23 protein-coding genes and 1 tRNA gene are annotated in these 26,880 nt (G+C 41.1%); 17 read left to right on the forward strand and 7 right to left on the reverse strand.

Annotated elements, in window-relative coordinates:
• Positions 1–378: 378 nt before the first annotated feature.
• The 5 genes from CPT03_RS17905 to infC all read left to right on the forward strand — a co-directional run bounded on the left by CPT03_RS17905 (position 379) and on the right by infC (position 8,285).
• Complete coding sequence (locus tag CPT03_RS17905) at positions 379–1,812, forward strand: AAA family ATPase (RefSeq protein WP_099440116.1); 1,434 nt, start codon at positions 379–381, stop codon at positions 1,810–1,812.
• Between the two features lie 643 nt (positions 1,813–2,455).
• Positions 2,456–3,871, forward strand: coding sequence for an alanine/glycine:cation symporter family protein (locus CPT03_RS17910; RefSeq protein WP_099440117.1), 1,416 nt, complete (start codon positions 2,456–2,458; stop codon positions 3,869–3,871).
• A 46-nt stretch (positions 3,872–3,917) separates the two neighbouring features.
• A complete protein-coding gene (gene nhaA, locus CPT03_RS17915) occupies positions 3,918–5,240 on the forward strand; it encodes a Na+/H+ antiporter NhaA (RefSeq protein WP_099440118.1) in 1,323 nt (440 codons plus the stop codon).
• A 224-nt stretch (positions 5,241–5,464) separates the two neighbouring features.
• Positions 5,465–7,687, forward strand: a complete 2,223-nt coding sequence (locus CPT03_RS17920; protein ID WP_099440119.1) for a bifunctional alpha,alpha-trehalose-phosphate synthase (UDP-forming)/trehalose-phosphatase — start codon at positions 5,465–5,467, stop codon at positions 7,685–7,687.
• A 28-nt stretch (positions 7,688–7,715) separates the two neighbouring features.
• Complete coding sequence (gene infC, locus CPT03_RS17925; RefSeq protein ID WP_099440120.1) at positions 7,716–8,285, forward strand: translation initiation factor IF-3; 570 nt, start codon at positions 7,716–7,718, stop codon at positions 8,283–8,285.
• Positions 8,286–8,650: 365 nt separating this feature from the next.
• Here the strand turns inward: infC and CPT03_RS17935 are convergent, their stop codons facing one another.
• From CPT03_RS17935 to CPT03_RS17945, 3 genes are all read right to left on the reverse strand, one after another.
• Positions 8,651–9,739, reverse strand: coding sequence for a mechanosensitive ion channel family protein (locus CPT03_RS17935; RefSeq protein WP_099440121.1), 1,089 nt, complete (start codon positions 9,737–9,739; stop codon positions 8,651–8,653).
• 631 nt (positions 9,740–10,370) lie between these two features.
• Positions 10,371–11,720, reverse strand: a complete 1,350-nt coding sequence (locus CPT03_RS17940) for a TIGR00341 family protein (RefSeq protein ID WP_245869879.1) — start codon at positions 11,718–11,720, stop codon at positions 10,371–10,373.
• A 243-nt stretch (positions 11,721–11,963) separates the two neighbouring features.
• Complete coding sequence (locus tag CPT03_RS17945; protein WP_099440122.1) at positions 11,964–13,388, reverse strand: chloride channel protein; 1,425 nt, start codon at positions 13,386–13,388, stop codon at positions 11,964–11,966.
• Between the two features lie 139 nt (positions 13,389–13,527).
• Here CPT03_RS17945 and CPT03_RS17950 point away from each other — a divergent pair, with 139 nt between their 5' ends.
• The 5 genes from CPT03_RS17950 to CPT03_RS17970 all read left to right on the forward strand — a co-directional run bounded on the left by CPT03_RS17950 (position 13,528) and on the right by CPT03_RS17970 (position 16,918).
• Positions 13,528–13,980 carry a DUF305 domain-containing protein gene (locus tag CPT03_RS17950; protein WP_099440123.1) on the forward strand — a complete coding sequence of 151 codons (453 nt, stop codon included), beginning with the start codon at positions 13,528–13,530 and terminating at the stop codon, positions 13,978–13,980.
• 81 nt (positions 13,981–14,061) lie between these two features.
• A complete protein-coding gene (locus CPT03_RS17955) occupies positions 14,062–14,817 on the forward strand; it encodes a 4-hydroxy-tetrahydrodipicolinate reductase (protein WP_099440124.1) in 756 nt (251 codons plus the stop codon).
• Between the two features lie 273 nt (positions 14,818–15,090).
• Complete coding sequence (locus CPT03_RS17960; RefSeq protein WP_099440125.1) at positions 15,091–15,879, forward strand: DKNYY domain-containing protein; 789 nt, start codon at positions 15,091–15,093, stop codon at positions 15,877–15,879.
• Between the two features lie 143 nt (positions 15,880–16,022).
• Entirely contained in the window at positions 16,023–16,628 is a 606-nt protein-coding gene (locus tag CPT03_RS17965; protein ID WP_245869880.1) for a sigma-70 family RNA polymerase sigma factor, read from the forward strand.
• 14 nt (positions 16,629–16,642) lie between these two features.
• On the forward strand, positions 16,643–16,918 hold the full coding sequence (locus tag CPT03_RS17970; protein ID WP_099440126.1) for a hypothetical protein: 276 nt from the start codon (positions 16,643–16,645) through the stop codon (positions 16,916–16,918).
• Between the two features lie 64 nt (positions 16,919–16,982).
• On the opposite strand, the gene CPT03_RS17975 is transcribed toward CPT03_RS17970, so the two are convergent.
• Positions 16,983–17,699, reverse strand: coding sequence for a peroxiredoxin family protein (locus CPT03_RS17975; protein WP_245869881.1), 717 nt, complete (start codon positions 17,697–17,699; stop codon positions 16,983–16,985).
• Between CPT03_RS17975 and CPT03_RS17980 the strand changes: the two genes are divergently transcribed.
• The 7 genes from CPT03_RS17980 to CPT03_RS18010 all read left to right on the forward strand — a co-directional run bounded on the left by CPT03_RS17980 (position 17,698) and on the right by CPT03_RS18010 (position 23,072).
• Positions 17,698–19,170: a spondin domain-containing protein gene (locus CPT03_RS17980; protein ID WP_245869882.1), complete on the forward strand. Its 1,473-nt coding sequence runs from the start codon at positions 17,698–17,700 to the stop codon at positions 19,168–19,170. The two genes, CPT03_RS17975 and CPT03_RS17980, sit on opposite strands and share 2 nt — an antisense overlap.
• A gap of 11 nt (positions 19,171–19,181) precedes the next feature.
• Positions 19,182–19,502 carry a DoxX family protein gene (locus tag CPT03_RS23000; protein ID WP_216641567.1) on the forward strand — a complete coding sequence of 107 codons (321 nt, stop codon included), beginning with the start codon at positions 19,182–19,184 and terminating at the stop codon, positions 19,500–19,502.
• Between the two features lie 204 nt (positions 19,503–19,706).
• Complete coding sequence (locus CPT03_RS17990) at positions 19,707–20,156, forward strand: DUF417 family protein (protein ID WP_099440127.1); 450 nt, start codon at positions 19,707–19,709, stop codon at positions 20,154–20,156.
• Positions 20,157–20,367: 211 nt separating this feature from the next.
• Positions 20,368–20,628 carry a hypothetical protein gene (locus CPT03_RS17995; RefSeq protein WP_157766493.1) on the forward strand — a complete coding sequence of 87 codons (261 nt, stop codon included), beginning with the start codon at positions 20,368–20,370 and terminating at the stop codon, positions 20,626–20,628.
• Between the two features lie 558 nt (positions 20,629–21,186).
• Positions 21,187–21,762 (forward strand): Crp/Fnr family transcriptional regulator, encoded by a 576-nt coding sequence (locus CPT03_RS18000; protein ID WP_245869883.1) that lies wholly within the window; start codon positions 21,187–21,189, stop codon positions 21,760–21,762.
• A 117-nt stretch (positions 21,763–21,879) separates the two neighbouring features.
• Positions 21,880–22,554, forward strand: a complete 675-nt coding sequence (locus CPT03_RS18005; RefSeq protein ID WP_099440130.1) for an NADPH-dependent F420 reductase — start codon at positions 21,880–21,882, stop codon at positions 22,552–22,554.
• Positions 22,555–22,565: 11 nt separating this feature from the next.
• Complete coding sequence (locus CPT03_RS18010) at positions 22,566–23,072, forward strand: YybH family protein (RefSeq protein ID WP_099440131.1); 507 nt, start codon at positions 22,566–22,568, stop codon at positions 23,070–23,072.
• Between the two features lie 295 nt (positions 23,073–23,367).
• Here CPT03_RS18010 and ltrA read toward each other — a convergent pair whose 3' ends face one another.
• The 3 genes from ltrA to pyk form a co-directional block, all read right to left on the reverse strand.
• A complete protein-coding gene (gene ltrA / locus CPT03_RS18015) occupies positions 23,368–24,642 on the reverse strand; it encodes a group II intron reverse transcriptase/maturase (RefSeq protein ID WP_216641563.1) in 1,275 nt (424 codons plus the stop codon).
• Between the two features lie 620 nt (positions 24,643–25,262).
• Positions 25,263–25,350: transfer RNA gene (locus CPT03_RS18020), tRNA-Ser, on the reverse strand.
• Positions 25,351–25,398: 48 nt separating this feature from the next.
• Positions 25,399–26,829 (reverse strand): pyruvate kinase, encoded by a 1,431-nt coding sequence (gene pyk, locus CPT03_RS18025; protein ID WP_099440132.1) that lies wholly within the window; start codon positions 26,827–26,829, stop codon positions 25,399–25,401.
• Positions 26,830–26,880 lie beyond the last annotated feature (51 nt).

The following is a 26,880-nucleotide window of genomic DNA, read 5'->3' on the forward strand; positions in this document are numbered from 1 at the left end:
TTTCAAACTTGCCCCCGTCTTTCGGTGCAAAGTGGCCGATTTGGGCTTTAAGAGCCACTTCTCATCTTTGATCTTCTTTATTTAGCACAGGTACTGGAGCAAATTAAAAGCCTTCAGGTGCTCATCAGACGGCGAGATGTATGGTTGGTCAGAGCGGAAGAATGGGTGGATTAAGGTGAGGGGTTACAATTATAAATAGCCATTTCGTATATAATTATTACAATTATGGCTATTTATGATTTTTTATAAACAGCCATTTTATATATATTTATTATAATTATGGCTATTTATAATTATAATATTTGGCCAAAACATTATATTTGAGGAGAGTTTTGGCTATTTATAGTTTTATGTAGCTGTTTAACAACGGAGGTAAAATTGGAAGCATTAATAGGAAGGACAGTAGAGGCAAAAATATTATCAGAGGCACTTGAATCGGACTCACCGGAACTGATAGCGATACTGGGTAGACGAAGAGTTGGAAAGACATTCCTGATCCGGTCCACCTACCGTAAACAGCTATTATTTGAACTCTCGGGCGCAGATGACGCCAGTATGGGCGAACAGCTATTGAACTTTAGTAAGGCGATGGGAAGTGCCCTAGGGCTTCCAATGCCTATCGCCGCGCCGAGGAACTGGACGGAGGCTTTTTGGACATTGCAGGAATTTTTAGCCCCAATCGTGAAAAAGAAAAAGGCGGTTGTCTTCTTTGACGAGTTTCCTTGGCTCAGTTCCCGTAAATCTGGTTTTCTATCCGCTTTTGGACATTTTTGGAACCAGTGGGGCTCACAGCAAGCGAATCTTAAGGTGGTGATCTGTGGTTCGGCGGCATCTTGGATGATCAAGAATGTAGTCAACAATAAGGGAGGCCTGCACAACAGGCTGACAAAGAAAATACGCCTGCTCCCCTTTACCCTATATGAGACGGAGCTGTTCCTGAAAAGTAAAGGTGTCAACCTGGACCGCTATCAGATACTGACCATCTACATGGCAATGGGCGGAATACCCCATTACCTAAAAGAAATCAAAAGGGGCGAGAGCGCGGCGCAGTGCATCGACAGATTATTTTTTGCAAAGGATGGCTCTTTGGCAAATGAATTTCCCAATCTATATAGGTCACTTTTTGAACATGCGGACAGGCATATCTCGGTTGTGCGAGAGCTTGCGGGCAGGCCATCGGGCATGACCAGAGAGGAGATTATAACAGCCTGCGGCCTTCAGTCCGGAGGCTCAACTACTACACTGCTACAGGAACTGGTCGAATCGGGGTTTATCTCTGCATATGTGCCTTTTGGAAAGAATGCTAATGAGAGTATATACAAACTGAGCGATGAATATACCCTATTCTACCTGAAGTTTGTTGAAAATTCCCGAGCGAAGGGAAGCGGAACATGGCTTAAAAAATCTGCCATGCCTACATGGAGGAGCTGGAGTGGATACGCATTCGAGGGCATTTGCCTGAAGCATGTGAAGAACATCAAAGACGCCCTGGGCATATCAGGTGTATATACGGAGGAATCAGCCTGGAGGCATGCCCCCAAAACAGGCAAAGGCGCACAGATCGACCTGTTGCTCAACCGCAGTGATATGGTCATCAGTATCTGTGAGATGAAGTTTTCAAGTTCGGAATTTGTCATCGACAAGGCCTATGCAACTGAGCTGAGGGAAAAGCTCAACATTTTCAAAAGTGAGAGCAAAACCAAAAAATCCCTGTTTCTGGTGATGGTCAATACGTATGGGCTGAAGAGCAACATCAATTCGATAGGGCTCGTACAAAACGAGGTGACCATGGACCATCTGTTTATTCCATAGCCACGATGATATGACGCAGAAGAAGACAGAAGAACCGCATGTCTGCCATAAGGCAATGCAACATCTACAGGAACTTTTAAGAATAATCAGGAAAATCTACAAGAATAAGAGGCGTATGGAGGATAGAGAGGATTAATTGCTAAAAATATAGAATGCTCAAAATAGCTAATTCAATCAATGAATGAGTATTTCACTTATTTTGCTTTGCAAAATACTCTAGTAGTATATTTAGAGATTAGACTACTAGGGTATTTCCAATAAATAGCTTTTCCCAGTTTGAAATATTTTAAGGTCTTTAACGAACAAGTAAATCCGGGACAACATAGATAATATGAGAAACACTCGACTAAGTTACCGGAAGGATGATTTCAGTCAAATTAATCGCAACAAATTAAATTGAAATCTTCCATCTCACATGAGAAATCTACCAAACTGGATTTTCTCACATTGGATTTATATCTTTTTAGAAAACAAGCTTTGCAAAATGCCGTTCAGGTGCAAAATTATTACTTCATTGAAGACCATAGAAGTTGCCTGAGGTTTTTAGTAATATTTTCATTATCAAAAAGACTATTTGCCGCAATACCATTTTTTTAATGATTTAAAGAAATTTATAAAAATAATCCGTTATTTTAAGCCTCATATGGAGGAAATCTTTAGCAAAATAAACGATCTGGTATGGAGCAACGCCCTTATCCTGCTTTGCATGGGGGCCGGCATTTATTTTTCAATCGTCACAAGGTTTGTACAGCTACGTTACCTGAAGGAAATGGTAGCGTTACTTTTTGGTGGCCAGAGTTCAGCTAAAGGAGTAAGTTCTTTCCAGGCTTTTGCCATCGCAATATCCGGTCGCATCGGCACAGGAAATATTGCAGGTGTGGCCACAGCTATTGCTATGGGTGGTCCGGGAGCTGTTTTCTGGATGTGGCTGATTGCTTTTTTAGGAAGTGCTTCTGCTTTCATCGAAGCCACACTAGGCCAAATCTATAAGCAGGTCAACAACGGACAATACCGTGGTGGACCCGCTTTTTACATTGAAAAAGGATTAGGTATGAAATGGTACGCCGTTACATTTGCCATAGCCACCATACTGAGCACGGCCCTGTTTTTGCCAGGTGTGCAAAGCAATAGTATCGCATTGAGCATGAGCAATGCATTTCAAATACCTGTTGCCTATACTGGAATTGCAATAGCCGTTCTTTTGGGATTGATCATTTTTGGTGGTGTAAAACGAATTGGCAGAGTAGCCGAAATCGTAGTTCCATTTATGGCAGGGGCTTACATCCTAATGGCCATCATCATCATGTTCATGCATATTCATCAGATTCCATCCGTAATGATGCTGATCATCAAATCAGCATTTAAACTTGAGCCGGCATTTGCAGGCGTATTTGGGATGGCAATTGCCTGGGGTGTAAAACGTGGCATTTATTCCAATGAAGCAGGTCAGGGAACCGCTCCCCATGCTGCCGCTGCGGCTGAAGTGAGCCACCCTGTCAAACAAGGCTTGGTACAAGCGTTCTCCGTATACGTCGACACCTTATTTGTATGTACCGCTACCGCTTTCATGATCCTTTTTACAGGTCAGTACAATGTGATCAATCCAGAAGGTGGCTTTATTGTAGAAAACCTGCCAGGTGCAAAGATAGGTGCCGAATATACCCAATATGCCGTCAACGCCCATTTCCCGTCCTTAGGGGCTGGTTTTGTAGCCATTTCCCTGCTCTTCTTTGCCTTCACCACTATTATGGCTTATTATTATATTGCTGAGACCAACCTCAGCTATCTTGATAGAAAAGGCAGTAAATGGGCAATTTGGCTCCTGCGGATTCTGATCCTCTTCGCGACCTTTTACGGTTCAGTAAAGACGGCCGAAGCAGCCTGGACATTGGGGGACATTGGCGTGGGCTTAATGGCTTGGTTAAACATCGTAGCCATCCTCTTGCTTAGAAAACCTGCGCTAAAAGCATTTGAAGACTATCAGCGACAACGCAAAGCCGGAAAAGATCCTGCGTTTGATGCCAAAGGTCTCGGCATCGACAATGCTGAACAATGGTAGTCTTCCCGGACATTCTTAAATTCTTTTAAATTCAGCTCAATCAATCATGATACAAAAATCGCCAATAGACAAACTCGTAGCACCTGTAAGCCGCTTCATCCATCTAGAGTACACAAGTGGCATCGTACTATTGATCAGCGTAATTATTGCCATCATATGGGCAAATTCCCCCTACCATGATTTTTACGAACACCTTTGGCACATCAATTTTTCCATAGGCTTTGATGATTTTATATTGAGTCACCCTTTGCATATCTGGATCAATGATGGCCTGATGGCCATATTTTTCTTTGTAATCGGCCTGGAACTCAAAAGGGAGTTCATGGAAGGCGAACTCTCCTCAGCCAGTAAAGCAGCCCTGCCCATGTCCGCCGCACTAGGCGGAATGATCGTTCCTGCATTGATTTATTTTTATTTAAATAAAGGTACAGATGCCAGCCACGGCTGGGGAATCCCAATGGCAACAGACATTGCTTTTGCTTTGGCCCTACTTTCAATGGCGAGTAAACATATTCCTACCTCTGTTAAGGTTTTTTTATCAGCACTCGCCGTGGCTGACGACCTGGGTGCAGTACTGGTCATTGCATTCTTTTATACGGAACAGATCCATTTCCTGCAATTGATTATTGCAGGTTCCTTCCTTGCAGTTCTAATTATTGGCAACCTGATGGGTATCCGCAACAGCGCGTTTTACCTGATCATTGGCTTTGGCGTTTGGGTAGGTTTTTTATTGTCTGGCGTACATGCCACCATTGCCGGTGTACTGGTTGCCTTCACCATTCCGGCAGTTACTAAAATCGATGAACAGATCTATTCGGATAACCTGCGTAAGTTATCTTATGACTTTGAAGAGGACATACCTGAAAAGGGTGCATTAATTACTGACAAGCAAAACAAGACTATCCAAAAAGTAAGGATACTGAGTATGGCAGCTGAAACGCCATTACAGACGATAGAACATAGCCTCCACCCCTGGGTGGCTTTCGGGATTATGCCTTTATTTGCCTTGTCAAATGCAGGTATTGTCATTGGTTCGGATTTCTTTTCCACCATCATCAATCCCGTTTCAATAGGTGTGACCGGAGGTCTGCTCATCGGAAAATTCGTTGGCATTCTGCTGTTTTGCTGGATTATGATTACATTGAAATTGGCAAAATTACCGGAACAAGCAACATGGAAACACATTATCGGTGTGGCATTACTTGCAGGAATTGGTTTTACCATGTCCCTGTTCATTAGCGGACTGGCCTTTAAAAACCCGACCTTTATAGATCAGGCAAAATATGGCATCCTACTGGCTTCCGTAATTGCGGGGATACTGGGAACAATTGTACTGAAAAAAGTATCAAAACCACTAAAAGACAACTAAACCTATCTAATAAAATCAGGTATTTTTTGAACTTGCCTTTTCTCTTTATTTCTTATCTATGACCTCTGTGTTATAGCATGCTTATGGGTATAAAAATACCCTAAAAATATTTTTTGTACCTTTGTGTGGCCCTGCAGACAGCTGAAGGCAATTATTCACCCTTATTCTTAGGGAATTTATCTGGCCAATCTAAGCCGGACTTACATCTTAAAACCCGATAAATTATGCAGAGAAGATTACTCATAGTTTCTAACCGTTTACCCCTTACCATCGAAAAGACAGACAACCTGTATATTCCCCGTCAGTCATCCGGCGGCCTCATTTCCGCGGTTGAAGCGTACCTGAATAGCAAGGGTAAGAATAATTTTACGGAACAGTTATGGGCCGGAGTACCAGGAGTTGACCGGGAGGTATGGGATAAAACAGAACTGGACGAGTCTCATTACCAGTTTATGCCCATTTTCACAAGTCAGGAAGACTATGAGCACTATTACAATGGCTTCTCCAACTCCTTGCTTTGGCCACTTTTTCATTACTTCCCTTCCTATGCAGCATACGAGCCATCCTTTTTCGAGGCTTACCTGTCGGTGAACAAAGTATTTTGTGAAACACTTTCAGCAACAATCCGTGAAGACGATGTGGTCTGGATACATGACTACCACCTGCTTCCCCTGGCCGGAATGCTAAGGGAAAAGCACCCTAACATCACCATAGGACTGTTCATGCACATCCCGTTTCCTTCTTATGAGTTGTTTAGGGTCATCCCCAAAAAGTGGCAGCGTGCGCTGCTGGAAGGTATGCTGGGTGCCGACCTCATTGGCTTTCATACTGCCGACTACGTAGCACACTTCTTAAAATCAGTAGATATAGCCTTGAAAACTACCCACGATAATAAATATATCCAATGGGGTACCAGACAGGTCCAGGTAGATGCTTTCCCAATAAGCATAGATTTCAGCTTGTTTAACAATGCTTTTCATCAACCTGAAATTCAGTCTCTAAGAAAAAAGTATGAAGCACTGAAAGCAAACAAAAAAATGTTGTTTTCCGTCGATCGCCTGGATTATACAAAAGGCATACTTAACCGACTGGTTGCCTATGAACGTTTTTTGCAGCAATATCCTGAATATATTGGAAATGTTGTATTCATCTTAGTTGTTGTTCCTTCAAGGGATGCAATAGCCAAATACAATGAGGGAAAAAAAATGATTGATGAATATATTGGTAACCTGAACAGTTCAATGGGCAGCATCAACTGGCAGCCTGTAATTTATCAATACGACCACCTGACCTTTGAGGAGCTGCTTGCCTTATACACCACCTGCGATGTGGCGCTGATTACTCCTCTGCGCGACGGGATGAACCTAGTTGCAAAGGAATTTATTGCAAGCCGGCAAGATCAAAGCGGAGTTCTGATCCTAAGCGAAATGGCTGGGGCATCAGCTGAATTAACCGATGCTTTGCTCATCAATCCAAACGATACAGAAGAGATTGCAGAATCGATAGCTATAGCACTTAAACTAAGCCCAGAGGAACAAGAAAGCCGTTTAAACAGCATGCAGCAAGCCATCAAAAAATACGATGTCAATGCCTGGGCTGTAGATTTTTTCGGAGAACTCAAAAAGGTGAAATCGCTACAACTAAAGTTTGAAGTGAAATTTCTAGATAATTTTGGTAAAGCAGCACTTGTGAATAAGTACGAATCAAGTAAGAAGCGATTGCTACTATTAGATTATGACGGCACATTGGTTAACTTCTCCAAAATCCCATCAAAAGCTGCCCCAAATGATGAACTGCTGCAGTTACTGTCGAATCTTTCTCGCGACCCGGATAATGACATCTATATCATCAGCGGCAGGGACAGTGACACCCTTGATCATTGGCTTGGTCATCTGCCAATCGGCCTGGTGGCAGAACATGGTGCAAAGCATAAATATAAAGGTGAAAGATGGTCAAATGAAGCCTTAGCGGAATCCACCACCTGGAAAGAAAAAATTGAAGCACTCATGAAGCATTATGTGCAGAGAAGCCCTAACTCATTTATTGAAAGAAAAGAATTTTCCCTGGCTTGGCATTACCGGAATGCAGATCCTTTTTTAGCGAATAGGCGCGCACAGGACCTTTATGAACAACTCGTTGAATATACGCTGCAGATGCCTCTGGATGTACTCAACGGCCACAAAGTGATCGAAGTAAGGAACCATGGTGTAAACAAAGGAATTGCTGCAGCAAGAATTCTGGAACGAGAACCTTACGACTTTGTCTTGTGTGTCGGAGACGATCAAACAGATGAAGACATGTTCAAAGTACTAGCCCATCACGGCGGTGCTTACACCATAAAGGTGGGTCATCAGGCATCTTTTGCGCGGTATAACCTATATACTCCTTACCTGGTTTCATCGCTGCTTGAAATGCTTGCCGGCACGTATGCAGAAAACTTTAACTAACAGAATTTATAATTTAAACGACTAGAATTTGGCTTTAAAAAAGAAAACATCCAACAGGGGCGTACGCATGCCCTTCAAAAAGAAAGAACCGGAACACAAGATCAATAATTTCATCACCTCAAGTGAAGTGAGGATAACAGGTGAAAACATCGAATCAGCCATATACCCATTGGCACAAGCCCTACAGATCGCAGAAGATCAAGGACTGGACCTGGTAGAAATATCTCCAAATGCAGTACCCCCTGTCTGCAGGATCATCGACTACACCAAATTCCTTTTCGAAAAAAAGAAAAAAGAAAAGGAAATTAAAGCGAAAACCAAACAAACCATTATCAAGGACATACGTTTCGGACCAAACACCGATGACCATGACTTCCAGTTTAAACTCAAACACGCGATAGCCTTCCTGGAAAGTGGCGAAAAGGTCAGGGCATTTGTGCATTTCAAGGGAAGATCCATTGTTTATAAAGACCGGGGAGAAATACTATTGCTTAAATTTGCTCAGGCTTTGGAAGAAGTCGGTAAAGTTGAACTACTCCCCAAACTGGAAGGCAAACGCATGTTCCTGACAATTGGGCCAAAAGTCAGTAAACGATGACATTTTATTTAGACATAAAAGCAGATCACGGCCCGCGATTAGATAGTCAATGAAGAATGATGAATACTATAACTGGCTGGGGAACTTAAATTTTGGCTATATTGAATCATGAAGCATCAAAAAAACTAGGTGAATTGGCTGCCACAGCCATTGCAATGATATTACTTCATCCTGCCTTATGTTTCATCTCTCACCATCCTCTATGTGAGCCAGTATGCTCGCTAATCTTACTGATTGTACCGGCTATACTTTTTCTTTTTCGCAAAATATATGGAGAAGCAGTGGGTGCACTTTTTAAATGACACCCCCTGTCCGATTTAGGCGGGATAAGGCTGATCATCTGATCAGCCTTAATAGCTTTAATTTTAAGAAGCAGGCGCAGTTTGTGGTGTGACAAACAGTGTTTGTGTTGGATAAGCAAATTCAATTCCCCGCTGTCCAAAAGCCTCAAAAATATCCAGAAAAACCATCTGCTGATTGTCCATATACACCGTATAATCGGGATCCAACACATAATAAACCACCTCAAAGTTCAGGCTAAAATCCCCATATCCCGAGAAATGTGCACGATCAAACTGAAGTTTTGGCCTTTTGTTTATGGTCTCCTTTATTAAGCCAGGAATCTCAGACAACTGCGCGTGTGTGGCCTGATAAGTCACCCCCAAAGAAAACACAATTCTTCTTTTTTGCATGCGTTTAAAATTATGTAACCTGGAATTGGTCAGGTCCGTATTCGAACAAATTAGCTGCTCCCCGCTCAGAGTACGAATACGGGTGGTCTTAATGCCGATATACTCAATCACGCCATTCTTATCACCCACCACCACAAAATCACCGATTTCAAACGGACGGTCAAAGAAAATCACAAAGTAACTAAACAAATCCCCTAAAACTGCCTGGGCAGCAAGCGCAATGGCAATACCACCTACCCCTAAGCCAGCAATTAAGGTTGTGACATTATACCCAAGGTTATCCATTAAAAAAATAATCCCAAGGATCCAGATGATCACATTCGCAATGACAATCAGTCCACCTGCCTGTTTCTCTTTACTCTCACTGTTTTCCTCACGCTGTATGAAAGAGTAAACAAATTTTCGAAAAGCAGAACTGATGATCCGGAGCACAAAATAGGTAATCGCAACCAGATAAGCCACATGAATGACCTTATCCAGTTTGGCTGGAAAATTCAGTGTAGACAATGCAAAATAAAAGGAACTGATATATAGCAGCGGAATGATAGAATTTTCGACGATCGCAATTAAAAAGTTATCCCAGGTCGTACTTGTGGTCAAAGCCCAGGTTTTCACTTTTTTCACCACAAAGAACTTAAACAGTTTAATAAGTATAAACAGCCCAATGATTATCCCTAAGGCCAGGATCCATTGATAAATCGAATTTCCCCAAAAGGAATGATCAAGAAAATTATTGGTGTCGATAAAGTTTGGATTTTTCATAATAAAGAGAACAGGACTTCCAAAAATGGAAATCAGGTTTGGTCATTAACAGCTCCTTTAGGCTGAGATAAGGGATGAACCCAGTAAGAAAAAACAGATCATCAATGGCTTATAGATAGAACCGGAAAAGTTCAGTTGGCCTAAGGCAATGATCCTGATGAATTGATACAAAAGTAAGAAAAATAAAATAACCGAGGATTTATGGTCACGTATTGTGGAGCAAAGATTAATAGCTTAGCCACTTTGCCAATGGTAAGTCCCTGAACGAGGAGAGAAAAACAACAATAACATAGGTTATGAAAACAAATTCATCGCGATGCATTTCCGTGGAAAGAGATAGTGCTAATGCAACGGAAATGCCAACTCTTAATCCCCCAAGTCAAAATAACAACTGCATGTTTTTCAAACAGAATATGTCCTCTTGAGAAAAAAACCGGAAAAACAACGGATAGCCACCTGGCCAGCAGCGCAACCAGGATAGCAACACACCCTATAAAAAAACTATTGCACTTACCTTAATAATCAGCATTCCAGTCCAATCATTAAAAACAAAACCAAATTGAGAATCTCGTCAATCAGTTCCTAGAATTCTCCTAAATAATCTCGAACAGTTCAAAAAATAAGTCAAAAATCAGGGAATCAGCAACCGTAAGGAATCAGCAGCCAATCTGGCTTTGAGCCAGGTGAATAGTTTTTGACGATCTGCAGATTTTACCGGCTTTGAAAAATCGGCCACCACCATGGTCAAAGTATCCTTTTTAACTTTGTCGAGTTGCTGAACTACGACATTAGCTACGGAATATTTACGCATCTCCGGATACAAGGCTTTCAGTTCCAAACGAATATCTGGCAATTCCTTTTCTAAAGAAGACACTTGAGAATTGGCGACCTTAGTTGTAGAATCCTTTTTAAATACATCCTCCAGAATACTGGCTTTGATCTGGGAGAAATCAATTTCCTGTTTGGCATTTAGGCCCTGCCGAATCTGTAACTTTGCATCCTTCAACTTATAATCTTTCAATTTCTTTCGAATGGTATCTATTTTATTTTGTGGAAGTTCATAACCAATCAACAGCAAATCAATTTCATTACCGTTAGAACTACTATACTTCAACGTTTTGTTAACCACCTGTGTGTTTTTAAACTGAAACTGCTCGTTAATAAAGCGCTTAGCATTATTTTCAAAAATACTCTTATCCACAATTCCATAAGCCAGATAAATACTGGGCAATACGGCTATAGAAACAATGATCATAATATACCGGCTGACTTTCTTTTCCGTTTCTCGGTCCTCAAAATATTTCTTGCCAAACCTCAGGAAGCGCACAATTAAAAAAGTACTAATGCAAATAAATACACTATTGATAAAATACAAATAAATGGCACCAAGGAAATAGTAAAAATTGCCCGACGCCAGGCCAAAGCCGGCTGTGCACAATGGCGGCATCAATGCAGTAGCAATTGCTACACCCGGGATAACATTGCTTTTTTCTTTTCGTGTGCCTGCTACTATTCCCGCCAAGCCTCCGAAAAAAGCAATAAACACATCCCATAATGAAGGCGTGGTCCTTGCTAGCAACTCACTTTGGGCATCATGCAAGGGAGTGATCCAGAAATAAATCGTAGAAGCGATAACACTAATGACAGTTGCGATCGCCAAATTCCGAAGGCCCTTTTTTACCAATTCAAAATCATTGATGCCAATGCCCAATCCGACCCCCATAATTGGTCCCATTAAGGGAGAGATCAACATTGCGCCGATGATCACGGCAGTAGAATTTACGTTCAGACCAATGGAGGCAATCAGAATCGCAAATATCAGTGTCCATAAATTTGCACCAATAAAATCTGAATTCTTCTTAATGGCTGAGACCACATCGTCTTCATCCGCTTTATCTAAATGAAGGTCGAACCTGCGTGCTATTGACAGCTTAATGATCCGGACTAAACGGTTGGCGTTATTTTTCTGAGATTCTGTCAAGATATAATCGCTTTAATCAAAGTCTAAAATTACAGCAAAATATAGTCCATTTATTTTTAAATACTAAAAGCTAATTGATTATCATTATAAATTGAGAAAAATCCAAACGCTAAATGCGCCCAGATGTTAAATTATAGGATTAAAAAATAAAACTATGGGGTATCATAAATGGAAATTTCCCCAAAGCATCCCTATCAGTCCATCAGGCGAAGTCTACAGATTTTACGTGATAAACGTTCATCCTTAGCTGTTTTCGGGGATTGTTTTCATTTCCTTTGGGATGCCTGTTTTCAAAACCCCTCGTTCTTCTTCCAGTTCCAGATCTTTCATATATTGCACTTTTAAGTGATCATATAAGGAATGTTTATCAATTAACACAGAAACAAGGCTGGCCACCATGCCGGCTAAAATCAGGTGAAAGATCACATTATGCCTGTCGGTCATTTCCAGAACAAGGATAGCAGAGGTAAAAGGTGACCTGGTTACACCTGTTAAAAACCCCACCATCCCTGAAAGAATAAGTAAATTGGTATTGGTTTCTGAAAGGTCAAACCAGCTCGAAACAACCGACCCTATGCCAGCACCCGCCGATAACGCCGGGGCAAATATCCCACCTGCCGCTCCGGAAGTAAATGATAAGACCGGGCCAAGAATTCTTAACAGTGGCGCATACCAGACTGCATATTTGTGCTGACTAAAAAGGACCTCTCCCATTAAATCTTTTCCAGATCCCAAAACGCTATAATCTAAAAATACAGCAATTGTCGCCATCACTACAGCACAACATCCAACATACAATATGTGGTGAAAATTAAATTTAAACCTGGCTTTCCACCTCAATACCAACAGGATAACTTTTGACATACCGCTACCCAATAAACCGGCAATTACCGCGACCAACACTACCCCCAAAAAGATAAGTCCCGAGAGCTTACCGATTTTAGGATAGCCCAGATAAAGATAAGGTCCAAGAATTCCCTGGGCGGTTAGACCCGCAATGATAACGGAAGAAAAAATCGCAGTCTTGAAAAAACTGAAATGGGTTTTGGTCAGCTCCTCTATGGCAAAAACAATTCCTCCTAAAGGTGTATTAAAAGCTGCAGCCAGTCCGGCAGCCGCGCCGGTAATAATCATGTTGCTTTTAGCGACTTTGGGCCACCACTCAGGTAAGGCCTGGTTGATCCTTCTAAAAATAGAAGCCGCAATCTGAATTGTCGGTCCCTCCCTTCCAATTGCTCCGCCCCCCATTGCCAGTATCAGACTGGACGCTACTTTAACCGCTATGACTTTCAAACTTAACAGTTGGTTGACCCGGCGATTTGTCACTGGGCTGGAAATCGAGATCGCAGCCATTACCTGTGGGATACCACTTCCACCGGAATAGCGGGCAAAACGTATAACCAGCCACCAGGCCAGCAGAAAACAAACCGGTGTTACTAAAAAAAGCAACCAAACAGATTGATGGTATACATATTTTGTCAGCTCTTCAGCCAGCAAAAAAAGCTTTGTATACACAACGGCAATAAGCCCGGTAATAATAGAAGCAATCCAGAAGGGAATTGCCTGTAGCATATTGTATTTTAGTTTTTCGTTCTTAATACGGTCAAAAGCCCGCTTTAAATGGTTTCTCAGGGTATGGATAGAAGCTTTTAAAAGGGAATAACTCATGTAATCATAAAAGTAAGGTTTTAAATTAAAGGATACAATTTGCGCCTTTAAAGCTTTAGGAGAATTTTTCCAAAATCAGGAATTAAAAACAGAATGAGATTGACCTTGTTGTTTCATAAGCACCTATAATATTTCAGCTATGAAGCAACGTCCTTACTCCAAGTTTCTGGTCATGCTACTGATCTCCTTTTTCATCATGTATGGGGTGATGTTTTTAAATATCAGTCAAACGAGCCACATTTACTTCAGCCTGAACAGGCTATACATGACCATCATGATGGTAAGCCCTATGTCTCTGCTCATGCTTAAAATGATGCGGCACATGTATTCAAACAAATCAGTCAACCGGCTGATTATCATGGTGAGTTCCATCGTATTCATCTTGTCATTCATTGGCCTGAGAAGACAATCAGCTATCGGTGACCGCCAATACCTGAAAGGGATGATTCCACATCATTCCTCAGCAATAATGACCAGTGAGCGTGCCAACCTGAAAGATCCGGAAACTAGAGAACTGGCAGACAGCATCATAAAGTCCCAACAGCGAGAAATAACACAGATGAAGGCTATTCTAAGACGAATGGACAAATAGTGAATTTGCGTAACAAATAAATAACCAATTGCTTTAAAGTATTAGGAAACTTATATTTTTACCCCGCTAACCAAATGGGATATGAAGGTAAAAATAGGTTTAGTGGGGTTTGGGAAGACAGGAAAGGCCGTAGCGTCAGTAATTCTGCAAAACCAGGAATTTTCACTTGAATGGGTATTAAGACGGACAACTATCCTTGAAAACAGGTCAGTTCCTGAATTTCTTGGATTGGAAAGTGAAGAGCCGGGGCTCATTTATTCCACTGAACATATTGGCATTGATGAATTGCTGGATAAGCACCCTGTAGACATTATTGTAGACTTTTCCGCTCAGGACGGAATCTATGTATATGGAAAAAGTGCGGCTAAGCGCCAGGTAAAAATTATTTCCGCAATTTCTCACTACACCCAAAAAGAACTGGATCTGCTCACCACGCTGTCTCAGGAAACAGCTGTATTTTGGTCCCCAAACATTACTCTGGGTGTAAATTACCTGTTATTTTCCGCAAAATTCCTGCAAAAAATTGCCCCGGGAGTGGATATCGAAATCATTGAAGAGCACTTCAAACAAAAAGAAGGTATCTCTGGTACAGCCGTGAAAATTGCACATGCGCTCGACCTGGATGTAAGCAATATTAATTCAGTGAGGGCCGGGGGAATTGTTGGTAAACATGAACTCATATTTGGATTCCCGTATCAAACAGTAAGGTTAATCCATGAATCCATTTCCAGGGAAGCCTTTGGAAATGGTGCGTTATTTATTGCCAAAAACCTGGCCCATCTTAAAAAAGGTCAATATAATTTCGAGGATATTCTCAGACCATATTTTCGGCTATAATACGACCATCGGATATGCTATTACTGGAGGCCATCTTTGAGTGACCACAAATCCGGGAATGATAAGCATATAATATGCTTAAAGAAACTCTCCCCAATGACTTTTTCTCAGCTGCTACTAAAATAAACCTTAGGCCAACCCGGTAATTGGCCTGGTAATTGACACCATCTTATCTGACTAATGGTTTCCTTGAAGCCAAACCAAACCGAAAGACCAGCAGTTTAAGACTAATCATATAGGGAGCCTTGAAGAAATGGTTCTAACTGATAACCTATGTACATTTTAGCTACACAAACCGATTTCAACGAACTTGACCAAAATTCTTACTATTGGACGGACGGCAAAACTGTCTTTTTTAGGTCTAATGAAATAGTGGGAGCGGACATCGAATCTTTTCGGTTTTATACAGGTCCTTTTGCAAAAGACAAAGCGCGTTGCTACCTGGGAAATGATGCACTTGAAGAAGCGGACCAGGAAAGCTTTGAGGGCATCAATCTTTCTTTCGCCAGAGATAGGAACTTCATATGGTGCGCTTCAGGAAAAATTGACCAGGCAGACCCTAAGACTTTTGAAGTCTGTGATGCTGGAAAATTTGTACTGCCTGTACCGTCTGAAATGCCCGGAAAACTTCCGATACCTGAACTTAAATTTTCTTATGGTTACGCCAAAGACAAAAACAGGGTCTATTATTTTAGTGTTCGCGAGGGGCTCAGCATCATCCACAATGCAGACCCTTGCTCGTTTATATCCCTGAACGATGGCTACTTTGCATATGACAAGTCTCATGTATTCTGTCAGGCCAGGGAAATTGAGGCCGCAGATCCAAACTCCTGGCAAAGATACGGCCACGGAATTTTCTATTCCCGGGGTCTGGAACAAGTATACTATCTACACAGAAAACTCCAGCTTGCAGACATTGAAACTTTTGAAATTGTCTATCCACAAAACAATGCCAAAAGAATTCTGCGCTTAGCTCAGGATCAATATCGTCATTACTGGAATGGCATGGAAATAACAACAGAGGAATTTGAGGCTCTTAACACTTCCCAGCAGCTAAAATGAACAGTCCAGCTGATTAAAAATTGCTGCCTTAACATACCATATACCCTGAAGATCGGCTCTGCAAAAAATAAAAATAGCTTGTAAGGATCGCTTATTGATTCCGACTAAGGTCATACTATCTATAAAAATATTTAAGTAATTTCATGACTATGCAAATCACTCATAATGAAATAGCTAGCCCGCACAATATTACCCTTGAGCCACAATCATGGGTGAGCAAACATGCTGACTACTTGTATGCTTATGCCCTTACCCGTATAAATGATCGTGAACAGGCACGTGATCTGGTACAGGAAACTTTCCTTGCTGCACTGGAAAAAGCTGACAAATTTGAGGGCCGGAGCTCTGAACGTACCTGGTTGACGGCCATTTTAAAGTTTAAAGTGATTGACCTGTACCGCAAGAATGCCTCAGGCCTTGCTAAACGAATGAAACACAATACGGTAGAACAGGGTGACCAGGACTTTTTCGACATTGATGACGGTCATTGGAACGACCAGCATCGGCCTAAAGAGTTCGGCATTGAACAGCCTGATGCCTTGGAAAACAAGGAATTTCAAAGAATATTAGGACTATGCATGCAGAAACTGCCTTCATTATGGCTTTCTATATTTACCATGAAACATATGGACGAAGAATCAACTGAAACTATATGTGAAGCGCTGAAAGTCTCCGCATCAAATTTCTGGGTAATCATACACCGTACCAAAGTGAACTTACGTTCCTGCCTCCAAAAAAACTGGATCTAATCTACAGTACAGCCATGAACCAATTAAAGAAAATACAATATAACTGCCGCAAGGCAACCTATCTCATCGAAAAACAGCAGATCGGCCGCATCACCACCAGAGAGAAACTGGAACTTAAAATCCACCTGGCTGGCTGCTCCATTTGCAAAACCTTTCAACGGCAAAGCATCCTCATCAATCACATGGTGCGTAACCTTTTTCAGTCATCCAGTCAGACTGATCTAAAACTGGATGAGGATTTCAAAAAAGATCTTCAAAAACGCATTGATCAAAAGTTGGGTAACAACTAAACGCATGAGCTAAAATTTCTAATTGCTTTATCTACTAACGACAGATAAAGCAATTAAAGTACTATCACTCGCTACGCAGAGCGCCAGCTGCAGCTTTAAGTAGCTTAGCACTTAACCTTTGTGTGATATTTGGGTTGATATACTCAAACAGGATATTCCCCTTCCTGCCCAAAATAAATACAGAAGGTACCGGTAGTAGCTTGTCTACATTTTTGCTACCTGAGGTTTCCGGTAAAAACGAATCATAACTCTTTGGTCCTTTGAAAGCGATACCAAATTTCTTGGCGGCATTGAGGTCTGCGTCCGATAACAGCGTGTAGGACAATTTTTGTTTATCCATCGTTTTACTTAAGTTTTTTGGACTGTCTGTACTGATTGCAATGATCTGATAGCCCATCTGAGTTAAGTCCTGATCTATCTCCTGTAGACCTGATAATTGTTTAGAACAATAAGGGCACCACCCTCCACGGTAAAAAATAAGTATCGTTGCTTTTGCAGCAACCGACTTATTTAAGTCAAAACGTTCTCCTGAAGACTTTAGCAACATGAGTACAGGAATGGTTTCTCCAACCAGCAAAGGACTGATATCTTCTGGGTTCAATGGCACACCCTTGATCATTTTTGTGGTATCGGTTCTCGGTAACAGTTCATACGACTCATCAATTCGCTGCGGTGCCATGGCTTCCAGACCTAAACCCGACATACACAACAATACAAATGCTACCATACCTTTCCATCCGCCACTCATTAAGTAGCTCTTTTTGTTTAATTTTCTTTTCATGCAATTTGTAGTTTTTAAGCTTAGTCGCAGTAATTACCAAAGCCTTACAAAAAATGTTAATCATCATTTAATGGTACCTGAACGACCCGGAAACAGCATTTTCCAACAAATACAAAAATTTTGTAAGGAACATCTGTTTTTGTCGACAAAGCTGAAAAAACTTAATATGAAAAATTCAAAAAATAAGATCTGGTTTGTCCTTCCATTGATTCCGTTAGCATTCACGGCATGCAAAAAAGACCATTCTGATACTCCCGTTGATCAAATGGGAAAAACAACCATCACCATTGAAAATGTTTTAAACTCCAAACCCCTGGTAGAATCCGGCACTTTTCAGGGAAGCGGATCGCCAGCACTTATTTTGCCAGGACAATCGACCACAATCACTTTTTATGCTGCCAAGGGGGAAGCCCTCACTTTTGCAACCATGTACGGTGCTTCGAATGATTTGTTTTTCGCTCCGGAAAATCCAGGAATATTGGTTTATGATCAGGGTGGAGAACCAATTGAAGGAGACGTTTCTGCACGAATAAAACTATGGGACAATGGTACCCGTATTAACCAGAATCCGGGTACGGGGGTCATACATCCGGGAACTACAGAAAACAAAAATGTCACCGAGGTTACCGGAACAGATGCAGAGGGGAACACCTATCTTTCCGCTGCAAAATTGATTAAAGCCAGCCTGAAATACAACGGAAACTCCCAGTTTACCCTAACGCTACAAAACACCTCGGGTGGAACTACGAATGAAACTCCCCTAAGTCCTGGTGTATGGGCTGTATCTTACATTGCAGGGGGAAACTTACTCAATCCCTCACCTTTATTTATGAAGGGAAAACCAAGTGCCAACGGCTTGACCGATATTGCAGAAGCAGGAAATAATGCCTCCCTTCACAACTACATAAGCAGCATCACCGGTATATTTACACCACTTTCACCCATCCTGGTGGTAGTTTATAATGGCATTGAAGATCCACTGTATAAAATTGGCGAGAAAGACCGTAACCAGGGTCTCAAAGAATTGGCCCAACAAGGAAACGCGGCCATACTTGCCGCTTCATTAAAGGCAAAAAGTGGTATTAAAGCGGTCTATATTCTTCCCGCACCAACCACAACGGTATTGCTGCCAAAAATAGGCGAACAGGCCGGAGGACAGGTTTCTCAGGAATTGACTGTAACAAAGGGAGACCGGGTAGCGGTGGCAACCATGTATGGATTTTCCAATGACTGGTTTTTTGCGACAGGTTCAGACGGCATAGACCCAATGAAAAAGGGGGACGTTTCCACTTCCATCGCCCTTTACAACAATGGAACTGCCGTTGACCAGTTTCCAGGAGCAGGACTCACCCAGTTCAATCTGGCGGGGACACCACTTTCAGAAAGTAATCCCATTTCAGCAGTTCCCAATCCAAATCCATTTACAACACTGCCGGAAATTAGCGGGATCGTAAAGGTGAGCTTGAATTAAATCAAGGTAAGATGACAATTGCAGCATACTCGACTACGAAAAAGAACTACACGCAATGGGCACCGTTCTTTTTACGCTTGGTCATTGGGTTCGGATTCATCGTACATGGATGGGCAAAACTCAGCAATGGGCCAGCAGGTTTTGAAAAACTGCTGACCCAGCTGAATATTCCATTTCCATACCTTAGCGCATGGATTACCTCACTTATAGAGCTATTAGGCGGATTTGCATTAATACTTGGCTTTTTTGTAAGCCTTACAACTGTACCCCTTATCATCATCATGCTCGTAACCATGTTCACCGCCCAGTTCGATTTTGGTACAGTTCCGTAAAAACCATAGGATTGACTGCACAAGGACCTCTATTCGGACCACCAGGATATGAAATTAACCTCCTCTACATAGCGGGGCTTCTTTCCTTGATGATCACAGGGGCCGGCATACACTCCTTGGATAGGCTAATGGTAAATGCCTGGCGCAAGAACCTTAAAAAGTTCCCCACTGGCAATAATTGAAATACTAACTAAAATTAAAACAATGGACTTAAAAAAATCAGGCTACAACCTCGGGGTTGTGGCCACAATTATAGTATTATTCTGGATTGGTATATTAAAATTTACGCCCACTGAAGCCCTGGCCATTAAAGGTTATGTCTCCAACAGTTTTCTGATGAGCTGGCTATATCACTTTAGTTCTGACCAGGGGGTTTCTAATTTCATTGGTATCTATGAGCTCATCACAGGCATCTTACTGATTGCCTCGTTCTGGAACGCAGGAATAGGTCTGATCGCAGGATATCTTACTGCCATTATTTTCCTCACTACTTTAAGTTTTCTCATCACCACACCCGGAATCTGGAAGCTAAGCGACGGCGTACCTGTCACCGACTTTTTTGTGATCAAGGATCTCGCCTTCTTAGCAATTGCATTACAGGTAATAGGAAAAAACAAAAACTTTAAAATGGATCAACAAGGAGACAATCAATAATCTTAAATCTTCAAGGTCACTATATTCTGAAGAACCATTAAAAAAACGCAGCCTAATAACCATCCCAAGACATAGACAATGGCGTTTTATGGATCAAATATTGTAGTCATTGACGCATATCATGTTCAACAGCACCCAGGATTTTTTAATAATTTTTGTGCAGAACAACACTTGTAAAAACCAAAAAACGCAGTTCACTAGTCCGGTGGAAATGGAGAAACCTCTTATTAATGTTGACGATGTAAATTATGCACTTAGCGATTTCAAAGCTTATCAGGATTGCTATTCAACAGGGATCATTGAAGTTTTTCAAAGTTACTTAGAACACACTGACTTTTTGAAGACGAGAGGAGATCTTGAACTGGTACACCAAGTTAGTAAGCCTCGTTACCTCCTTTGGGACATAAACACGAATATAAGCTTCCCTGATGTGATTTATCCCATTATGCAGAAAGGAGGGCAAGATGTATAAATCTAACGATGATACTAGACCATCACACCAAATTACGTTAAACCTGTCGTTGGAAGTAAATCGAGAGTGTTCGAATCTCGTGAAGCTCCGGGGTATTATAGCTGATTTTAATTAAAATGTGCTCTTTTTAATTTATATGATGAATATTTATTGAAAGACGACCTATTTGTTATTTTGCAGTCGCCTGATTATCATATATATAAAAAAATGAGTGTTTTTAGAACACTCATTTTTGCACTTATGCGGGGAATCGGAATACCCACTACAACATCTACAGGAACTTTTCAGAATAATCAGAGAAATTTATAAGAATAAGAAGCGAATGGATGACAAATAAACTTTTGGAGTTTTAATATGCTTTTGATTTTGAGGTAGTCATATAATTTTAATATATAGTAGAGAATTGACAGATTTAACTACTAATGATGTATTCTTACCGACTAGTAGTCAGCGATAAAAAAGTAAAAGAGCACTGCTTGATTGGAATGAATGATGCATTAATTATAATCATCTGTTCTGATTTGTATATTTAAAAAAATAATAAGAGCAATTATCATTTTGGAAAGCATAATTAACCATTTTAAAAAATATCTTCCGTTAGATACAGAGGAAATACAAGCTTTAACAAGCCGGCTGACAGAAAAGAAAATCAAACGAAGACAATTCCTTTTGCAAGAAGGAGATGTATGCAAGTACTTTACTTATGTACAAAGCGGCTGCTTCAAAATATATGGCGTAGATGATAAAGGAGTTGAACACAACCTTGCTTTTACTGCTGAAGGTGATTGGACCTCGGATATTGGCAGCCTGCACAAAGAACTTCCTTCCAAACTGTTTATAGAAGCAATTGAGCCATCGGTTGTACTTCAAATATCAAAAGGGGATTTGTGGTATCTGTATACCAACTATCCAAAGTTTGATAGAAACTTTCGTGTAATTATCGAGGACAAGTATATAGAACTTCAAAATCGATTACTGCAAATATTTAGCAACACTGCCCTGGACAGATATGAAAATTTTATCGACCAATATCCTCATCTGGCTAATAGGCTACCCAATACCCAGATAGCATCTTATCTGGGTGTTACCCCCGAATTTCTAAGTAAAATAAAGAACGAGCGATTTAAAAAATAGCTTAACCCTTAATCTACATTAAGGATATTTCTTATCCTACTTTATAAGTGCAGGTAGATTGTTCATCGCAACTTTGTATTGTCAATATCGACAAACAGATTTTTTAAAAATAAAACGATGAACACTGCAAATCAAAAAACAAAAGTAGCCGTTATAGGCTTAGGAAACATTGGTAAAGCTATTGCTACCAATCTTGTAAAAGGCAACCACCCTGTTATTCTTTCTTCCAGAGAAATTGAAAAAGCAAACTACCTTGCAGAAGAGTTAGGAGCTTTAGCAACTGCCGAAGAAATATCTAGCGCTATTCGCAATGCCGATGTGGTTATTCCAGCCATTTACTTTGACAAGATCAAAGAGTTTTTAGGGCAATATGCAACAGAACTGAAAGGAAAAATAATTGTAGATGTTTCCAATCCTATTGCGCCTGATGCCAATGGAGGTTTCAAAAAGATTATTGATAAGGCTGCGTCTGCTGGTCAAATTCTTTTAGCATTAGTCCCAAAGGATGCAAGTTTTGTAAAGGCATTCGGAACACTGGGAGCTGCTACTTTGTTGGAAGATTCCTTCACTGGACCCGAAAAAAAAGTGCTTTTTTATGCGTCTGACAACACCAACAGTAATAAACAAATAGAGGAGCTCATTACTGACAGCGGCTTTGAACCATTACACATTGGTGGTACCAATCAATCTATCCGCATAGAAGTATTTGGCGATCTCCACGAATTTGGCGCCTTAGGTAAAGCTGTAACGTTTGAGGAAGCTAAAATTATCCTCAACCAACACAAAAACTAAAGCATGATCTTATGAGGAAGATCATCACATCGGCTGTCTTGTTATTAGCCTTAGCAGCCTGCCAGAATAAAGCAAAACAACAAAAAAACGATTCAAATATTTCTAACTCAAAAAAATCAACAACAATGGAAAATCAAACAGCAAAAAACGGAATAGAAAAATCATTGAGTATTTACTTTGACGCACTGAACAAGTCAAGTGCAGAGCAGGCGGTTAGTCAATATACAGCAGACGGTATATTTATGCCAACCGGACTGCCAACAGCAACTGGAATATCCGAACTAACATCGGCTTACAAGAATGTCTTTAAGGCAATTCAGCTTAATGTAAGCTTCAAGCTCGAAGAAATTATATCATTGGACGATAGCGTAGCTTTTGTTCGCACACAATCAAACGGAACACAACTGATACACGCTAATGGTCAAAAAACTGAAGAGTTGAACAGGGAATTTTTCCTGATGAGAAATGAAAATGGCATTTGGAAGATTGCCCGCTATATGTTTAATCAGCCAAAGTAATTAAAAGGCTCTTTTGAAGGCTCAATATTTGAGGGAAATCTGCACTTTTGGCTGCTGAGAATGTAAATGGGAGGTGTTCGAATCCCCTAATGCTCTCGGGGTTTTATGGTCTATTTTTAGAAAAATAGTACGGTTTTTAGTATAAATCGTTAATACCCATCAAATAGTGTTCATTTTGTTGTTTAATAAATAGCTGATTATCAATTATATATAAAATCGAGTAGGAAGATAGGGATTATTTCCCTATCTGTCCTCTCACACCACACGTACGTGCCGTTCGGCATACGGCGGTTTGTTAGAATAACTTCGTTTGGTGTTCAGTTTTCCAATAGTAGTAGTTGGCAAATCCAATGTACTTCAGCTTTGCGAAATACTCAATACTCAGATTACCCTGAAGGATTGGACTACGTGCCAGTCGACAATAGGACTTCCTACTATTAGACCATTCGAATGCCTTCTGCTTTCCAACCCCCAGTTTGATCAGGTTTCGGCTTCGGCATCCTGCATTCTTCCACTGTTTCCAGATGATCATCCGCAGTCTGACCCGTGTCATTTCATCCAGCCTTATCATCACATGCTTAGCCCCTGCAATGGAAAAATAGTTGACCCAACCCCTAATGGTCATATCAAGCTTTCTGATCCGTTCGATGATAGTAATTGGATCATTGCGTTTAGTATGTCCAAGGAGTTTCTGTTTTATAATCTTAACAGACTTGGTTGCAATCCTCATTTTCCAATCTTTGCCCGTCTTGTAGAACGAGAAGCCCAGCAGGGTACTCTGTGATGGTCTGCTCACCTTACTCTTTTCACGGTTCACTTTCAGCTTTAGACCTCCTTCCAGATAGCTGGTAATGTTATCCATCACCCTATCTGCCGATTTTCTGCTGTGAACATATATACTGCAATCATCAGCGTATCGTACGAACTTGTGACCCCGCTCTTCGAGCTTAGCATCCAGTTCATGAAGAACAATATTGGATAAAAGCGGACTAAGTGGACTGCCCTGTGGTGTGCCCTCTTTTCTTGGGGAAACAAGCCCGTTCTCCATCATACCACTGCTCAGATATAAACGGATAAGCTTTAATGTACGCTTATCTTTTATCTTTCCTGATAGCAGGCACATGAGTTTGTCATGGTTTACCCGATCAAAGAATTTGTCCAGATCAAGCTCCACAATCCATGTGTAACCAGCATTAAGGTATTCCTGTGCCTTGAGCACTGCCTGATGAGCCTTGCGCTTTGGACGGAAACCATAACTACTGAAAGAAAAGTCGCCCTCATATTTCGGACTCAGCCATTGGGAAATAGACTGTTGAATCAACCGATCAATGACCGTTGGGATGCCAAGCATCCTTGCTCCCCCACCAGACTTGGGTATCTCTACCTTTCTTACCGCACTCGGGCGGTAACTGCCGTTCAAAATATCAGACCGTAATGTCTGCCAGTTGATATTCAGGTAGTCCCGAAGTTCATCGGTCTGCATACCATCAATACCACCAGCTCCCTTATTGGCGGTTACCTGCCTAAAGGCGCTTTGTACATTTCGGATGTCTAATATTTCTTCAAGCATACTACTAAAAAAAAACTCTTTCCCAGGCATTGTGCACATTGGTTGCACGGCTCGGCTCAGCTCCTCTTACAGTCTACTCTCGGATTCCGTCCTACCATCATGTAAGCAGTTCTCTAAAGTGGTTCCGCTGTAATCACTCTGCCATAAACTTTCTGTTTCCTTTGCCATCCCAACATTCAGTCCTTCCCTAAAAAAATATAGGTATTATGACCTCGGCTGACTTCTCCCTGTACCAGATGGGCATTACGATACTGTCCATTGTTTCTTCTACAGCAATCGCACTTGCTCTCGACAGATTATAGGGAGATCTCCCGGGGTAAGGCAACCCGCTTTCTATGGATGTGACCTCTGTATCTACATAGTGATATTCTGTGCAGTATAGGGCTTTTGTTTGTCTTGCAACATCACCCATATCACCTCGCCTTATATACAGTTCCTGTTCGTAAGTCCCCATATTTGCCGCCAGCTTCCTTCGGATTCGCAGTCGCCTGCGACACCCTTGCTATTGGCTAACACTTCCTACTGCAAAGTGTGTTCGGGACTTGCACCCTAGAGCTGATTGCCATGCCCGGCACACAAGAAAAGCGCGTGTTCTAAAAACACGCGCTTTTGCACTTTTGCGGAGAGTGAGAGATTCGAACTCTCGATACCCTTTTGAGATATACACACTTTCCAGGCGTGCTCCTTCAACCACTCGGACAACTCTCCTTTTTGCAGGATCGCAAAAGTAGGCTTTTTTTTGACTGTTAGTGAATATTAATCAATAACTGTAATTTTCAACATATTTGTTTTGCCTTTCTGTTCCATCGGAATAGCAGCTGTGTTGATAATCACATCTCCCTTTTTCACCATTTTATGCTCTTTAAGCAGGTTGTTTACATCCTGAATGGTTTCGTCAGTGCTTTCAAATTTATCGTAATAAAAGCCTTGAACACCCCACAATAGACTCAAAGTGTTTAATAGAGATTTGTTGCTGGTGAAGATATAAGTTAATGCCTTAGGTCTGTGGCTTGAGATTTCGAATGCAGTATATCCACTAACCGTCATAGAAACAATACCCACTGCATTTGTTTGCTTAGATAAGAAGCAAGCAGTATCACAAATTGCATCGCTCAGGAAGCTCTCAGACTTTGACTTAAGAAACTTCTCTGGGTGGAATGGATAATTGTTCGTTTCGATGTTTTGAATGATTTTCTGCATAGTCTCAATAACGATAAGCGGAAACTCACCTACAGAGGTCTCACCACTTAGCATTACTGCATCAGCACCATCAAGTACAGAGTTTGCAACGTCGTTAACCTCAGCACGGGTTGGTCGAGGTGTAGTAATCATACTTTCCAGCATTTGGGTAGCAATAATTACAGGTTTAGAAGCAGCTCTACACTTTTGAACTATCATTTTTTGTAACAAAGGAACTTCTTCCATTGGCATTTCAACTCCTAGGTCACCACGGGCAACCATGATACCGTCAGAAACAGCAATGATTTCATCGATATTAGCAATAGCCTCAGGTTTTTCGATTTTAGCGATTACTCTTGCAGTTTTGCCCCTTTGCTTAATAATGTCTTTTAACTCGGTAATGTCTTCTGCATTACGAACAAATGAAAGTCCGATCCACTCTACATCGTTTTCGAGAACAAACTCAAGGTTTTTTCTGTCTTCAACTGTAAGAGAAGGGATAGAAACTTTTGTATTGGGTAAATTAACACCTTTTCTTGAAGTAAGAATACCACCATGTACTATTTCGCAAACAACCTCATCTTTAAGGTTAGTTTCGATTACACGCATTTGTAATTTACCGTCATCTAAAAGGATAATCTCACCTGCTTTTACGTCTTTTGGGAAAGTATCGTAAGTGATGTAAATCCGTTCCTCATTACCTATACATTCCTGAGTGGTAATGATAGTGCGGGCTCCATTAACTAAGTTAATACCACCATCCTTAACTATACCAATTCTAATTTTAGGACCTTGTAAATCGGCAAGGATTCCTACATTATAATTATATTTTTGATTGATATTGCGAATGGTATCCAATACTTCCTGATGATCCGCCTGAGAACCGTGAGAAAAATTTAAACGGCAAACGTCTAATCCAGCGTTAAACATACTGTATAAAACATCCGGTTTAGCTGAAGCAGGGCCCAGGGTGGCCACAATTTTTGTTCTGGAATGAAATGGTTTCATTTAGTTACTTAAATTTATTATTGACCGGCAAAACGCAGATTTTCCACATAA

It is taken from the genome of Pedobacter ginsengisoli (assembly GCF_002736205.1).
GTDB lineage: Bacteria > Bacteroidota > Bacteroidia > Sphingobacteriales > Sphingobacteriaceae > Pedobacter > Pedobacter ginsengisoli_A.

What these genes read in the sequence shown, in the direction of transcription:
- CPT03_RS17910 (WP_099440117.1), top strand. Translation starts at nt 2,456, where the DNA reads ATGGAGGAAATCTTTAGCAAAATAAACGATCTGGTATGGAGCAACGCC.
- nhaA (WP_099440118.1), top strand. Translation starts at nt 3,918, where the DNA reads ATGATACAAAAATCGCCAATAGACAAACTCGTAGCACCTGTAAGCCGC.
- CPT03_RS17920 (WP_099440119.1), top strand. Translation starts at nt 5,465, where the DNA reads ATGCAGAGAAGATTACTCATAGTTTCTAACCGTTTACCCCTTACCATC.
- CPT03_RS17935 (WP_099440121.1), bottom strand. Translation starts at nt 9,739, where the DNA reads ATGAAAAATCCAAACTTTATCGACACCAATAATTTTCTTGATCATTCC.
- CPT03_RS17945 (WP_099440122.1), bottom strand. Translation starts at nt 13,388, where the DNA reads ATGAGTTATTCCCTTTTAAAAGCTTCTATCCATACCCTGAGAAACCAT.
- CPT03_RS17950 (WP_099440123.1), top strand. Translation starts at nt 13,528, where the DNA reads ATGAAGCAACGTCCTTACTCCAAGTTTCTGGTCATGCTACTGATCTCC.
- CPT03_RS17955 (WP_099440124.1), top strand. Translation starts at nt 14,062, where the DNA reads ATGAAGGTAAAAATAGGTTTAGTGGGGTTTGGGAAGACAGGAAAGGCC.
- CPT03_RS17960 (WP_099440125.1), top strand. Translation starts at nt 15,091, where the DNA reads ATGTACATTTTAGCTACACAAACCGATTTCAACGAACTTGACCAAAAT.
- CPT03_RS17965 (WP_245869880.1), top strand. Translation starts at nt 16,023, where the DNA reads ATGACTATGCAAATCACTCATAATGAAATAGCTAGCCCGCACAATATT.
- CPT03_RS17970 (WP_099440126.1), top strand. Translation starts at nt 16,643, where the DNA reads ATGAACCAATTAAAGAAAATACAATATAACTGCCGCAAGGCAACCTAT.
- CPT03_RS17980 (WP_245869882.1), top strand. Translation starts at nt 17,698, where the DNA reads ATGCAATTTGTAGTTTTTAAGCTTAGTCGCAGTAATTACCAAAGCCTT.
- CPT03_RS17975 (WP_245869881.1), bottom strand. Translation starts at nt 17,699, where the DNA reads ATGAAAAGAAAATTAAACAAAAAGAGCTACTTAATGAGTGGCGGATGG.
- CPT03_RS23000 (WP_216641567.1), top strand. Translation starts at nt 19,182, where the DNA reads ATGACAATTGCAGCATACTCGACTACGAAAAAGAACTACACGCAATGG.
- CPT03_RS17990 (WP_099440127.1), top strand. Translation starts at nt 19,707, where the DNA reads ATGGACTTAAAAAAATCAGGCTACAACCTCGGGGTTGTGGCCACAATT.
- CPT03_RS17995 (WP_157766493.1), top strand. Translation starts at nt 20,368, where the DNA reads ATGGAGAAACCTCTTATTAATGTTGACGATGTAAATTATGCACTTAGC.
- CPT03_RS18005 (WP_099440130.1), top strand. Translation starts at nt 21,880, where the DNA reads ATGAACACTGCAAATCAAAAAACAAAAGTAGCCGTTATAGGCTTAGGA.
- CPT03_RS18010 (WP_099440131.1), top strand. Translation starts at nt 22,566, where the DNA reads ATGAGGAAGATCATCACATCGGCTGTCTTGTTATTAGCCTTAGCAGCC.
- ltrA (WP_216641563.1), bottom strand. Translation starts at nt 24,642, where the DNA reads ATGCTTGAAGAAATATTAGACATCCGAAATGTACAAAGCGCCTTTAGG.
- pyk (WP_099440132.1), bottom strand. Translation starts at nt 26,829, where the DNA reads ATGAAACCATTTCATTCCAGAACAAAAATTGTGGCCACCCTGGGCCCT.